This window comes from Limosilactobacillus caccae (assembly GCF_900156885.1).
Taxonomy (GTDB): domain Bacteria; phylum Bacillota; class Bacilli; order Lactobacillales; family Lactobacillaceae; genus Limosilactobacillus; species Limosilactobacillus caccae.
Map to the genome: position 1 here is coordinate 42,569 of NZ_FTOY01000011.1, position 14,041 is coordinate 56,609.

A 14,041-nucleotide genomic window follows, 5' to 3' on the forward strand; every position below is an offset into this window, starting at 1 on the left:
GGATCAAGCTAAGTGCTTGGTCCTTTTTCTTTTTAAATTTTTTGATAAATAAAATTTCAGTAAATTTTACCTTCAATCCTTGCTAATCCAAGAATGAAAGCGCTATACTAAAACTGTTGTATTAGTATGAGGAGGGATTCATTAATGGATGCAGATATTAAATGGCTTGATGACCCGACAATTTTCCGGGTCAACCAGTTGCCTGCCCACAGCGACCACCACTACTATGGTGATTATGCTGAGTGGCAGCATGATGACAGTCGCTTTGTCCAAAACTTAGATGGTCAGTGGCGGTTTAAGTTTGCCAAGACACCACAGGAACGGTCACAGGGCTTTTATGCCGCTGACTTTGACAGTAGTGATTTTGACCACATTGCGGTGCCAAGTGAGATTGAACTGAGCGACTATGCGCAAAATAACTACATCAATACCCTGAGCCCGTGGGAAGGGAAGATCTACCGGCGACCAGCTTATGCACTGAGCCAGGATGACCCAGAAGCCGGCTCATTTAGTAGTGGTAAGGACAACACAGTCGGTGCTTACCTCAAACACTTTGACCTTGATCCGGCCCTGCGTGGCAAGCAAATCCGGGTACGCTTTGAAGGGGTCGAACGGGCAATGTACCTGTGGCTCAACGGCCATTTTATCGGCTATGCGGAAGATAGCTTTACCCCGTCAGAATTTGACCTTACACCGTATATTCAAGATAAAGGTAACGTGATGGCGGTTGAAGTCTTTAAGCACAGCACCGCATCCTGGATTGAAGACCAGGATATGTTCCGCTTTTCCGGGATCTTCAGAAGTGTTGAATTAATGGCCCAACCGGTTACCCACCTAGAAGACCTCGACCTCCGTCCCCGGGTGACTGATGATTACCAGGATGGGGTTTTCAACCTTAAGGCCCACCTTGCTGGCGAAAAAGATGGGACGGTTAAGGTAGTCGTCAAGGATGCGGCCGGTAATACCCTCGTTGACGAGCAGGTTCCGGTTGAAGAAGAAGTAACGGTTAGTGATAAGTTAATCAAAGACGTTAACCTCTGGGACAACCACAATCCGTACCTTTACCAGCTACTAGTTGAGCTTCGCGATGCCGATGGGAACCTGGTAGAGTTGGTTCCTTACCGCTTTGGCTTCCGTCGGATTGAAATTAACGAAGACCATGTTGTCCTCCTTAACGGCAAACGGCTAATTATCAACGGGGTTAACCGCCATGAATGGAATGCCAAGCGTGGCCGGGCAATCACGATGGCCGACATGACCAGTGATATTGCTAGTTTTAAGGAAAACAATATCAACGGGGTTCGGACTTGCCACTATCCTGACCAAATTCCGTGGTACTACCTCTGTGATGACAATGGTATTTACATGATGGCAGAAAATAACCTTGAGTCACACGCTACTTGGCAAAAGATGGGCGCCATTGAACCGTCATACAACGTGCCAGGTTCAGTTCCACAATGGAAAGAAGTAGTCGTCGACCGGGCACGGACGAACTACGAGACCTTTAAGAACCACACGGCCATCTTGTTCTGGTCGCTCGGGAACGAATCATTTGCTGGCGACAATTTGGTGGCAATGGAGCAATACTACCATGAGCATGACGATAGTCGCCTCGTTCACTATGAAGGAGTTTGCCACACGCATGACTACAGTAAGCAGATTCCAAGCCTAGACAAGAAGAACTACTTGCCAGCGGGTGGGACCAAGGACTACCGTGACCAGATTTCAGATGTCGAAAGCTGGATGTACTTGCCACCAAAGCAGGTTGAAGAGTACCTCCAAAACAACCCGGATAAGCCGTTTATGGAATGTGAATACATGCATGACATGGGTAACTCTGCCGGTGGCATGGGTTCCTACATTTCATTGCTTGATAAGTACCCGCAATACTTTGGGGGCTTTATTTGGGACTACATCGACCAAGCACTGCTGGTCAAGGACCCAGTTAGTGGTCAGGAAGTAATGCGTTATGGTGGCGACTTTGATGATCGGCACTCAGACTATGAATTTTCAGGTGACGGCTTGATGTTTGCGGATCGGACACCAAAGCCAGCAATGCAGGAGGTAAGGTACTACTATGGCTTACACAAATAAATTACAGCTCGTCTACGGTGACGGCACCCTTGGCCTCGCCAGTGATGGCTTTCACTACATCTTCAGCTATGAACGTGGTGGGCTCGAATCACTAAAAATCAACGGTAAAGAGTGGTTATACCGTGAGCCGATGCCGACATTTTGGCGGGCAACGACGGATAATGACCGGGGAAGTGGCTTTAACATTAAGTCTGCCCAGTGGTTGGCTGCTGATACCTTCCATCAGTGTGTCGGTATTGACTTGACGGTTGATGGCAAGCATTTTGACCAGCTGCCGATTGCACCGTTGAATAATGATTACAGTGACCATGAGGAAGCAGAAGCGGTTACTATTAAGTACTCATACAAGACGCTGACGGTGCCGGCAACCGATGTAACGGTAACCTATGACGTGACGGCTGACGGCCAGATTAAGGTAACGATGCACTACCAGGGACACGCGGACTTACCAGAACTGCCGGTAGTCGGAATGCGCTTTATTATGCCAACAACGGCGACTGGCTTTGATTACACCGGCCTATCAGGGGAAACTTACCCCGACCGGATGGCTGGTGCAACCAAGGGGACCTTCCATGTGGAGGGACTCCCAGTCACCAAGTACCTGGTTCCACAAGAAATGGGGATGCACATGGCAACGGAAGCAGTGACGATTACGCGTAATAGCACGCAAAACAACGCCGACCATGATGATCAGCCATTCTCCCTGAAGTTTGCGCAGGGCGAAACACCGTTTGCCTTTAGCTGCCTGCCATACACGGCTGAAGAATTGGAAAATGCGACCCATCTTGAAGAATTGCCATTAGCAAGGCGGACAGTCCTTGTCATTGCCGGTGCGGTTCGTGGTGTAGGGGGAATCGACAGTTGGGGTGCCGATGTTGAACAGCAATACCATATCCCCGCAGATAAGGATATTGACTTCTCATTTATTATCAATGCTAAATAAAACGATTTAACTCGATAAAGTCTGTAGCATCAACTGCTACAGGCTTTTTGCTTTAAAAATCAGTAACCGCTGCCATGTAGGAACATGAAAAACATCGCTATTTTTGTTTATTGATACATCTGTCTTGCAGGTATACAATGTTCGCTGTCGATTTAAAAGTAAGGAGGGATAGGAGAGAAGTATTTCCCAGGAAATTTTAAGAGAGAAAAGATTAGAAAGTGAGGCAAAGATAGCTTGAAAAAGTGGATTCATAACCATGTTTTTTCGCTGGTTGCATGGGTTTTAATTACTGTAATCGCAATTGTTTCTTTGCCGAATGTTAACCTGCTGACACGGGAGCATTCAGCAATTAACCTTCCCCAGGACGCGCAGAGTCAGATTGCAAGCACAATTCAAGATAAACACTGGGGGCACCACCAAAACAATACGTATCAAGTCGTTGCCGTCTTTAATAACGGGGATAAGGCGATGTCGAACACGGACAAGCAAAATGTCCAAAAAACGATTGATAAGTTACAAAATCATCAGAAGCGGTATGGGATCAAGAACATCACCGCACCTAATGATAATGCGGCAACCAGAAAGCAGTTGATTTCAAAAGATAAGACCACGGAAATCGTCCAGCTAGACGTCAGTAAGAGTCACGGGACAATCCAAAATATTAATCAGCAATTATCATCAACGATTAAGACCAGTGGCGTGAAAACTTATGTGACTGGGGCAGATATCTTAAATGATGACTTCTCCGAGGCCGTTCAGGAGGGAATTAAGAAGACTGAAGTAATCTCCGTAATCTTCATCTTCGTTGTCCTGCTGCTGGTCTTCCGTTCACCGATCACCCCGTTGGTTTCATTGCTGACCGTCGGCGTTTCTTTCATCACGGCCTTCAGCATTGTTACGAACTTAGTGAGCCGCTTCAATTTCCCATTCTCAAACTTTACCCAGGTCTTCATGATCATCGTCTTGTTTGGGATTGGGACAGACTACAATATTTTGATGTATAACCGGTTCAAAGAAGATCTCGGTAAAGGAATGGATAAGTGGGAAGCAAGCCGTGACGCCCAGCATAAGGCTGGCCGGACAATTCTGTATTCCGGCTCTTCGATTTTAATTGGTTTTACCTCCTTAGCGCTGGCGAAGTTCTCCGTTTACCAGTCAGCAGTCGGCGTTGCCGTCGGGGTGGCTGTCTTATTGGTTGTCCTCTTGACCCTTAACCCCTTCTTTATGGCGACGTTTGGGAAGAAGATGTTCTGGCCTGAGAAGCGGTTTACCGGTGAAGCAAGTAGTAAGATTTGGCACCGGATGGCTAATTCATCTGTTCACCACCCGATTATTTCATTGGTCGTGGTCTTTGCGATCTTACTGCCAATCGGTCTGTCATACCAGAACCACTTAAACTATGATGATAGTGATGAAATTGCTAACTCGACGCCTTCAAAGAAGGGATTCTTAGTTGTTGAGGACCACTTCTCAAAGGGGACCGCTGAGCCAGTGACGATTTATATCCGGTCAAACCATAAACTGGATAATGAGCACGACATGCTGTTGATTGACCGGCTCACTAACCAGCTAAAGAAGAGCGAGGGTGTGAAGACGGTTGCCTCTGTCACCCAACCGGCAGGTTCAAAGGCAAAGCAACTTTATGTTAATAACCAGTTGCAACAGATCACTGGTAAGCTCGGGACGGCGCAAAGTAGTATGTCTCAGCTTTCTTCTGGAATGCAGGCCCAGGAATCAGCAGAAGCCATGCAGGCGGAACAGTCTGGCGCAAGTGCAGCACAGATGGCCGCTGCCCAGCAGAGTGGAACACAGATGATGCAGGGAATGGACCAGATGAGTGCTGGCTTAGCAGCCGGGGGTGACTACCTAACCGGGCTACAAAACTCGGCGGCAGCTAACACCTTCTACATTCCACAAAGTCAAATCAAGAATGCCCAGTTCCAAGAATCAATTAATAACTACTTATCAGCAAACAAGAAGATTGCCAAGATTACGGTCATTCTTGACTCAAACCCTAGCGGGGACCGGGCAACTAATGAGATTCCACAGATTACCAAGCTTGCTCGCTACTCGTTAAAGGGGACTAAACTCGGTCATGCCCAAGTCGTTGTCGGTGGGCAGTCATCAAAGATTGCTGACACGAAGACGGTTGCTGGTGGTGACTTTGTACGGACCGCGGCGATTATGGTTGTTGGGATTGGCTTAGCCCTCATCTTGATTACTCGGTCATTGCTCCAGCCAGTTTATATTCTCGGTACCTTGATTACCGCTTACCTAGCGGCTCTATCCATTTCACACGGCCTGACCCACCTATTCCTCGGTCGGCCATTATTGACCTGGAATACACCGTTCTTCAGCTTCATCATGCTTTTGGCACTGGGAGTTGATTACAGTATCTTCCTTGTCATGCGTTACCGGGACTTTGATCAAAACAAGTACTTGCCGACTGAACGAATTGTCCGTGCGGCAACGATTATTGGAACAGTTGTTATTTCCGCCGCAATTATCCTTAGTGGGACATTTGCAGCCTTAATTCCATCAGGAATTCCAACGTTAATCGAAGTGGCGATGACGGTTATTACCGGGTTAATCATCCTTGTAATCATTATTCCACTGGTAGTCCCAAGTACCATTCACTTAACTTACCCGATTAAATCAACGTTTAGAGATGATCAGGGAAACCGGAAACAGCAATTGAATCGGTAAATAAAAAAACTCCACGAATTTTTTCGCGGAGTTTTTTGTTGGCTAAATTGCCTTTAATTCATCAAGTTCACCCGTACTAATCTGGCGGAAATAACCCGGGACGTGCCGGCAGAAGTAGTAACCACCGTAAATCATAAAGAAGGCAAGGCCAACTAATGAAATTACTAGTAGGCAGGTAAACCAAGTTGCCTGCTTAAAGTAGAGGGTAGCGGTGTTTGTCCCTTTCTTTTGTTGGACATAAGGAGCCCCGACAGAGGAACGCTCGATGTTGTGCTGCCGCTGCCCATTGACGGTTAGCTGTGACTCGTGATAGATGATGATTGGCAGCCGGACCCTTCCGGCCTTTTTGGCGTCCCAGTCAAGTTGGAGGCCGCCATCGGCCAGTACAGTATGCTTAAAGTGCTTTGACCCGTTGATGATCTGGTCCTGGTAAGCAAAGGAGCGGACATACTTGCGGTTCATATACTTTGGGGGAATCGGTAGGTAGTCGGGACTCCTTTTTTCAACCATTGTTAGTAGTTGCCCCGGATAAAGATCGTGGACGGACTGACGAATTGCCTTCTTATTGTCACTTACCCGGGCGATTGCACTAAAGCTATTTAAGACATTTTCAGATTCGTAACGGGCGGCGCGCTTATAGACGTCAATCGTTGTTGGGGTAAAGACGAGGAAGAGCATTAATACTAAGACCCCGGTAGAAAGCTGCCGGTGAATGTCTTGTTCGCTAACCTTCTGCGTTAAGTTAGTTGCCGTAATTGCGACCCCCGTTAGCAACAGGGGGTAGGCGATAATCGTTAAGCGGTTAGGAAACTGCAAGGTATGCGCAAGGACCGGGATTGCTTCCTGAATTGCATCCCACGGTAATAGGAAGGAACTGATGATCAAGACGACTGTTCCTAAAATAGTGACGGTGGTATTGACCAGTGACTTGCGGAAGTTTTTGACGACGTAAGCAAGCTGAATGATAAAGAGGATCCACATTCCGTGGATTAAGAAGCCACGGGTACTACTAAAATGGGAGGGCTGCAGGGCGTTTCCTAACATGTCAAAGTCAGCGGGGTGGGCGATGTTGTTGTGCAAGTTGAGCATCAGCAGGGCGCCCCAGACGTTTGCGGTTAAAATAATCGTACCGATAACGGCCTTGATTGCTTCGCCCCACATTTGTTTACGGTCGTCAGCAAGAATCAGTCCGATTACGAAAAAGGGGACTAGGGCTAACGCAAAGAAAAGGGAACTTAGCATGTGGATTTGGATGATGATCGTCATCAGCGCCATTAGCTGCAACCAGTTGATGGGACGGTCGTGGTCCTGGAGCATCCGCACCCCACAGATCACCATGTATGGTGCCAGGGCAGCGCCCCAGGCATTCATATTCTGGGCTAATTCCCACCGGGGGAGCCAGCCAATGTTCATGTAAATCAAGGCGCAGGCAATGGCAAAGACCCGTTTACTATGGACCTTAATACCAAGTTTGTACATGCCGATCCCACCGAGCATGTAAACGATAAAGGTTGTCACAATCTGGTAACGGTACCAGGTCCCGACCATGCCGAGAATAATCCCGTTTAGGTAGGCGAAGAGGGGGCCGTAGACGGCGTTAATAATCCGCCCACTTTGCTGGAAGCAGTAGTTACTTTGAAAATAGCTAAAATTCCACTGTTGAATTTGCTTGGCGGCATCGTAAAAGCGATTGAAATGAAAAATTGAATCCGTCCCGAGGATCACCCCGTGGGAGACAAGCTGGGGGAACATTATTAGGTAAGCCATTGCCGCAATGGCCGCATAGGGGATGCCCCAGTTAATAAAATTAGCGATTTTTGCTTTCATAAAAATTTGGCTAAGTTCGAAGCATAACTTCTTCCCCAGCCATCCTTTCCTCAAATACTTAACATTCCCATTATACGGCAGAAAAGTAGTGGAGGAAAATAACCATTGTAATAATTTTGTCGACGAAATACAATAAACGATAATTATTGTGAAAAAGAGATGGAAGAAATGCTAACGGTTTTTTTGTCGGCGGTGTCGGGGGTTGCGATAATCCTAGTCATGGTGATCATCGGCTTTATCTTAAATGAACGCGGCTGGTTTAATGAGCAGTCTCCCCGGATCATTTCCCGGATTGTGACGGAGATTTCGCTCCCTTGCTACATGATCACCACGATTACCAAGGATTTTTCCGCTAATGAGTTGCAAACACTGCTGCCGGATCTTCGTTATCCGGTTTTGTCAATGATAATCTTGTTTGGACTATCATTTGCGGTGGCTCGGGCGATTGGGATTAAGCGGTCCCACCTGGGCTTGTTTTCATCGATGTTTTTTAACTCCAACACGGTCTTTATCGGCCTGCCTATCAACCTGGCCTTGTTTGGCAGTGCTTCGATTCCTTATGTCCTGGTCTACTACATGGCAAATACGACCTTTTTCTGGACACTGGGGGTTTGGTTAATCCAAAAAGATGGGATGAAGGAAGCAAGAATTGACGTGAAGACAGCGCTAAAAAAGGTCTTTTCACCGCCACTATTAGGTTTTATCATCGGGGTCCTCCTGGTGATTTTCCATATCCACTTGCCGAAGTTTTTGCTTAGTGACTTTAGCTATCTCGGTGGATTGACGATCCCACTGTCGATGATTTTCATCGGAATTGCGATTTCAAATGCGGGACTCAGTCGGATTCGCTTGAGCCGTGATGCATTAGGCATCCTTGTCGGTCGGTTCTTGTTTGCCCCGGCCCTGATGGCGTTACTGGTCTTACCAAGTGGGATGTCACCGCTGATGAAGCAGGTCTTTATCTTGCAAGCAGCAATGCCGGTGATGACTAATGCACCAGTTGTCTCCAAACTCTACCATGCTGATGCAAATTATGCGGCAATCATGGTCACGGAGACAACGGTCCTCAGCGTGGTTGTAATTCCCATTTTGATGGTGATCATTAAGGCATTCATTTAGGCTGTCGCTTGTTAGTCGCTGGCGAAATGCGCTATTATTAGTAGTGGTAAGGGGAGTGAGAAAATGGCAGATTTAGTAATTGTTCGTCACGGGCAAAGTCAGGCCAACCGTGACAATATCTTTACTGGGTGGACGGATGTCCCGTTAACCGCAAAGGGAATTGAACAGGGCAGGTTGGTCGGCAAGGAATTACGTGACCGTGGCCTGCAATTCGCCGCTGCGCATACTTCCTACATGCAACGCGCGATTATGACGACGGATATCATTCTTGAAGCAATTGACCAGCTATATATTCCAGTCCATAAGACTTGGCGGCTGAATGAGCGTCATTATGGGGCCCTCAGTGGTCGCAATAAAGCGGTCGTTAAGGAAGAAATTGGGGCCGCCAAGCTACACCGTTGGCGGCGGGGCTTTAAGGACCTGCCCCCACAATTGCCTACTCGCCAGCACGAGCGGCGTTATGACCGTCTCGGGGTCAAGATCCCGTTGAGTGAAAGCTTAGCAATGACCCAAAAAAGGTTGTTGCCGTATTGGCAGGACCAGATTGCCCCGCAACTGCTTGACGGGCATAACCAGTTAATCGTTGCCCACGGCAGCTCTTTGCGGGCGTTAATCAAGTACCTCGACCAGATTCCCGATGATCAAATTGACCAGGTGGAAGTGCCGAATGGTAAGCCAATTCTGTACCACTTTGATGACCACCTTAATATTTTGCAAAAGACTTTTATAACAATGGATGGTGAAACTGATGACAATTCATGAAATAGCAAATAACCCCACCCTCAGTGGCCAGGTACGGGTAATTGAAGATGTTGTTTATACGGCAATGGATGGTGAGCCGTTACACATGGCAATCCTGACGCCATGGACCCAACGTTACCCGAAGGACTACCAGACCAATCCCCGCCCGTTAATTGTCTTTGTCCAGGGGAGCTCCTGGCGGACACCAGTACTAGGCGAAAAGATTCCCCAGCTGGTGCAGTACGTTAAGAAGGGCTATGTCGTCGCCACTGTCCAACACCGGAGTGCAATTGATGGTCACGCCTTCCCCGCATTTTTGCAAGACGTGAAGACCGCCATCCGCTTCTTACGGGCCAATGCACAAAAGTACACGATTGATCCTCACCGGGTAGCCATCTGGGGAACGTCATCTGGGGCGAACGCGGCGATGCTAGTCGGCTTAACCGGTGATGATCCGCGGTATAAGGTTGACCGGTACGCTGACCAATCGGATGCGGTTGACGCAGTGATTAGCTGCTTTGCCCCGATGGATGTGGCGGACACCTTTAAATACACTGCTAAAGTCCCTGGCAACCAATTATTGCAATTCTGCCTCTTTGGTCCGGACCCAACGAAATGGCCAGCAATCGAAAAAGAAATGAGCCCGCTGTACCAAGTGAAGGACGGGCAAAAGTACCCACCATTCCTGCTCATGCATGGGGATGCGGACAAGGTTGTTCCCTATGCTCAAATGGAGAAGATGTACCACCGCTTACAGGAAAATGGTAACGCAGTGACTGCTTACCGGGTCAAGGGTGCTGACCATGAGCGGGACTTCTGGAGTCAAAAGGTCTATAACATTGCTGGCGACTTTCTTGACCAGCAAATCAAATAAATTCCCAATAAGTTCTTGACAGCTTATTTTTTATAAGTTATTCTGTTTACATATTAAAAGTTAGGAGATCACGTACTATGTTAAACAGCCAAAAGCTTAATGCGATTATGTGTTGCTGTGGATCGCGTCTTATGCGACCCACGTTTTGGCGTGCTCATGAATAGTGTGAGTTTCGACTAACGAAATACGGGATAAATGCATAAGGCGCAGATTCAAGCAATCCTTGAGTTTGCGCCTTTTTTGTATCTATTTACGGAAAAAGGAGCGGAATAATAATGAAGTTTAACACACAGTTAATCCATGGCGGTAATAGTGAAGACCCAACAACCGGTGCCGTGTCGACCCCTATCTACCGTTCGTCAACTTTCCACCAGCACGTTCTTGGTGGTGAACCGAAGTGGGAATACTCACGGACGGGTAACCCGACCCGGGCGTCACTAGAAAAGTTGATTGCAGAATTGGAGCAGGGGAAGGCGGGCTTCGCCTTTGCTTCTGGCTCAGCAGCGATTCACGCGGTTTTCTCCCTGTTTTCGGCAGGTGACCACTTTGTCGTTGGTAGTGACGTTTATGGTGGTACCTTCCGCTTGATCAATAAAGTTTTGAAGCGCTTTGGCTTTGAATTTACGGTTGTTGATATGCGGGACCTATCAGCAGTTGAAAATGCCATCCAGGATAATACGGTGGCGGTTTACTTTGAAACACCGACGAACCCGCTATTGCAAATTGCTGACATTAAGGCAATTGCCACGATTGCTAAGCGGCACGGGGTGAAGACGATTGTTGACAACACCTTTGCGACTCCATATAACCAGCGGCCATTAACCCTGGGAGCGGACATCGTTGTTCACTCTGCGACGAAGTACCTTGGTGGTCACAGTGACGTGGTCGCGGGACTGGCGGTAACGAGTGATGAAGAGGTTGCTAGCCAGTTAGCCTTCTTGCAAAATTCCATCGGTAGTACTCTTGGCCCAGATGATAGTTGGCTATTGCAACGGGGAATGAAGACTCTTGGCGCGCGGATGCGGGTTCACCAGGAAAACGCCGATGCGGTCATTGATTTCTTACAAAATGATTCCCATATTGGCAAAATCTATTATCCCGGCTTACCAGACTTTCCTGGTCACGAGGTTGCCGCAAAGCAAATGCGCAACTTTGGGGCAATGATTTCCTTTGAATTAAGGGAAGGGCTTGACGCAAAGAAGTTTGTTGAAAGCCTGCAATTAGTTGACCTGGCCGAAAGCCTTGGGGGAATTGAGAGCCTAATCGAGGTTCCGGCAGTCATGACCCATGGGGCTATTCCCCGGGAAATAAGATTGAAGGACGGGATTACGGATGAATTGATCCGGCTCTCCGTCGGAATTGAAGACCCAGCAGATATTATTGCCGACTTACAACAAGCGCTTGAGAAACTAGACTAATAGCAAAGAGGAGAAGTTGACTTATGTGGGAAATAATTGAGACGTCACTGCCACAACTACTGGCGGCGGGATTTAAGTACACGATTCCGTTAGCCCTAATTTCATTTTTCTTTGGGTTAATTATCGCCCTCGTTACGGCCCTGATCCGGTTGTCAAAGCAGCGGGGAGCATTTTCAATCCTCAAGTGGATCTTTAGCTTCTACGTATGGCTGTTTCGGTCAACGCCACTACTGGTCCAGTTATTTATCGTCTTTTTCGGGCTACCCTACCTCAGAATCCAAGGGGTATTACCCCACGGGATTAAGCTGGAGCCATTTACTGCCGGAATCATTACCTTTTCGTTGAATACCGGAGCATACGCGTCAGAAACGATCCGGGCAGCGATTAGTTCTGTTCCAGAAGGGCAATGGGAGGCGGGGGCCGCAATCGGGATGACTAGGTTGCAGGTTCTTTGGCGGATTATCTTGCCACAGGCCTTACGGGTTGCCCTGCCTCCGCTGTCGAATAGCTTTATTAGCCTCGTCAAGGACACATCACTGGCTGCATCAATTACGATTATGGAAATGTTTGCGGTCAGCCAGCAGATCGCTGCGGAAAACTACCAGCCACTGGTAATGTACAGCCTCGTTGCCCTGGTTTACGCCGTCTTTACCACGGTGCTCTCTTACCTGCAAAAGTACCTTGAGAACGTAATGAACCGGCAAGTAAACGCAAGATAATAGGTGAGAAAAATGAAAATTACAAAGATCAATAAAACATTTGGTGATAAGCACGTCTTGAAAGATACCACATTAGACTTCCCCGCGGGTAAAACGACCGTGATGGTTGGGCCATCTGGCTCAGGAAAATCGACGATTCTCCGGTCGCTAAACTTGCTGGTCGTTCCCGAGAGTGGGCATTATGATTTTGACGACCACCACCTTGACTTCAGTAACAAAATTACTAACAAGGATAAACTAGCAGTGCGTAAGGAGACGGGGATGGTCTTTCAAGATTACAACCTGTTTCCTAACAAGACCGTCCTCGGGAATATTATCGAAGGCCCAACCCAGGTGTTGAAGCAGTCAAAGGAAGAAGCAACCGCGCGGGCAAAGGAACTACTTGCTAAGGTGGGCTTGGCAGAGTATGGGGACGCCTACCCAAACGAATTATCCGGTGGGCAGGCCCAGCGAGTCGCGATCGCCCGCGCCTTGGCAATGACACCCAAGTATATCCTCCTCGATGAACCAACCTCCGCCCTCGATCCCGAGCTAGAATTGAGCGTGCTAAAAGTGCTCTTGCAATTGGCGGCGGAAAGGCAGTCAATGGTCATCGTTACGCACAACATGATGTTTGCTAAGCAGGTGGCGGATAAGATTATCTTCGTGGAAAACGGCGAAATTATCTATGACGGTTCTCCCGATGAGTTCTTTGCGCCGGACAATCCGAACCAACGGATTAAGAACTTTATCGCATCAATGACAATGGAAGATTTAAAATAAGGAGCTAATACAATGAAATTTTGGAAGAAAGCACTAATCGCAGTTGCAGCACTCACGGTCGGCACCGCTACTGGGGTTTCCAGTATCCATGCCGCTTCATCAGCCGTTAATTCCGAGTTGAAGAGTAAGGGGAAACTAACAATTGGGTTAGAAGGAACTTATTCACCGTACTCATACCGGAAGAACAACAAATTAACCGGATTTGAAGTTGACCTCGGTAAAGCGATAGCAAAGAAGATGGGCTTGAAGGCAGAGTTTGTGCCAACCAAGTGGGACTCTTTAATCGCTGGTCTCGGATCGGGAAAGTTCGATGTAGTAATGAACAACATTACCCAAACCCCAGAACGGGCGAAGCAATATAACTTTTCAACGCCATACATTAAGTCCCGTTTTGTCTTAATCCTCCCAGCGGACAGTAAGATTAAGAACCTGGACCAGATCAAGGGCAAGAAGATTGTGGCCGGAACGGGGACTAATAACGCGAACGTTGCTAAAAAGTACGGGGCCAAGATTGTGCCAAACGGTGACTTCGCAAGTGCCGTCGGAATGGTAAAGGATGGCCGGGCTGATGGGGAAATCAATTCCCGGGAAGCATGGTACGCTTACAGCAAGAAGAACAGTACCAAGGGCCTCAAAATGATTGACGTTTCCAGCAAGCAAAAGCCAGCGAAGATCTCTGCGCTCTTTAACAAGAAAGATACGGCAATCCAGTCTTCATACAATAAGGCATTGAAGGAATTACAAAAGGATGGGACCGTTAAGCGCCTATCAGAAAAGTATTTCGGTGCTGATATTACAGAATAACAAAAAAATCTCGTTAGCCAGTGATGGCAACGAG

The 14,041-nt window shown here is 47.8% G+C and carries 11 protein-coding genes; 10 read left to right on the forward strand and 1 reads right to left on the reverse strand.

What is annotated here, in order from left to right; genetic code table 11:
- The first annotated feature begins 144 nt into the window (after window positions 1–144).
- The 3 genes from CZ502_RS06270 to CZ502_RS06280 all read left to right on the forward strand — a co-directional run bounded on the left by CZ502_RS06270 (window position 145) and on the right by CZ502_RS06280 (window position 5,743).
- Window positions 145–2,094 carry a glycoside hydrolase family 2 TIM barrel-domain containing protein gene (locus CZ502_RS06270; protein WP_076460685.1) on the forward strand — a complete coding sequence of 650 codons (1,950 nt, stop codon included), beginning with the start codon at window positions 145–147 and terminating at the stop codon, window positions 2,092–2,094.
- Window positions 2,078–3,037 carry a beta-galactosidase small subunit gene (locus tag CZ502_RS06275; protein ID WP_076460687.1) on the forward strand — a complete coding sequence of 320 codons (960 nt, stop codon included), beginning with the start codon at window positions 2,078–2,080 and terminating at the stop codon, window positions 3,035–3,037. Before CZ502_RS06270 ends, CZ502_RS06275 begins: the two co-directional genes overlap by 17 nt.
- Window positions 3,038–3,271: 234 nt before the next feature.
- Window positions 3,272–5,743, forward strand: coding sequence for an MMPL family transporter (locus CZ502_RS06280; protein ID WP_076460689.1), 2,472 nt, complete (start codon window positions 3,272–3,274; stop codon window positions 5,741–5,743).
- A gap of 42 nt (window positions 5,744–5,785) precedes the next feature.
- On the opposite strand, the gene CZ502_RS06285 is transcribed toward CZ502_RS06280, so the two are convergent.
- Window positions 5,786–7,570: a putative glycosyltransferase family protein gene (locus tag CZ502_RS06285; protein WP_076460691.1), complete on the reverse strand. Its 1,785-nt coding sequence runs from the start codon at window positions 7,568–7,570 to the stop codon at window positions 5,786–5,788.
- A gap of 168 nt (window positions 7,571–7,738) precedes the next feature.
- Here CZ502_RS06285 and CZ502_RS06290 point away from each other — a divergent pair, with 168 nt between their 5' ends.
- The 7 genes from CZ502_RS06290 to CZ502_RS06320 all read left to right on the forward strand — a co-directional run bounded on the left by CZ502_RS06290 (window position 7,739) and on the right by CZ502_RS06320 (window position 14,007).
- Complete coding sequence (locus CZ502_RS06290; protein WP_076460693.1) at window positions 7,739–8,689, forward strand: AEC family transporter; 951 nt, start codon at window positions 7,739–7,741, stop codon at window positions 8,687–8,689.
- A gap of 63 nt (window positions 8,690–8,752) precedes the next feature.
- The gene (locus CZ502_RS06295) at window positions 8,753–9,451 is read left to right on the forward strand and encodes a 2,3-bisphosphoglycerate-dependent phosphoglycerate mutase (protein ID WP_076460695.1); all 699 of its coding nucleotides are present in this window, start codon (window positions 8,753–8,755) and stop codon (window positions 9,449–9,451) included.
- On the forward strand, window positions 9,438–10,304 hold the full coding sequence (locus CZ502_RS06300) for an alpha/beta hydrolase (protein WP_076460697.1): 867 nt from the start codon (window positions 9,438–9,440) through the stop codon (window positions 10,302–10,304). The genes CZ502_RS06295 and CZ502_RS06300 overlap by 14 nt, the downstream gene beginning before the upstream one ends.
- A 275-nt stretch (window positions 10,305–10,579) precedes the next feature.
- Window positions 10,580–11,722, forward strand: coding sequence for a trans-sulfuration enzyme family protein (locus CZ502_RS06305; protein ID WP_076460699.1), 1,143 nt, complete (start codon window positions 10,580–10,582; stop codon window positions 11,720–11,722).
- 23 nt (window positions 11,723–11,745) lie between these two features.
- On the forward strand, window positions 11,746–12,441 hold the full coding sequence (locus CZ502_RS06310; protein WP_076460701.1) for an amino acid ABC transporter permease: 696 nt from the start codon (window positions 11,746–11,748) through the stop codon (window positions 12,439–12,441).
- A gap of 12 nt (window positions 12,442–12,453) precedes the next feature.
- On the forward strand, window positions 12,454–13,203 hold the full coding sequence (locus CZ502_RS06315) for an amino acid ABC transporter ATP-binding protein (protein ID WP_076460703.1): 750 nt from the start codon (window positions 12,454–12,456) through the stop codon (window positions 13,201–13,203).
- Between the two features lie 12 nt (window positions 13,204–13,215).
- Window positions 13,216–14,007 (forward strand): transporter substrate-binding domain-containing protein, encoded by a 792-nt coding sequence (locus CZ502_RS06320; protein WP_076460705.1) that lies wholly within the window; start codon window positions 13,216–13,218, stop codon window positions 14,005–14,007.
- The last annotated feature ends 34 nt before the right edge of the window (window positions 14,008–14,041 follow it).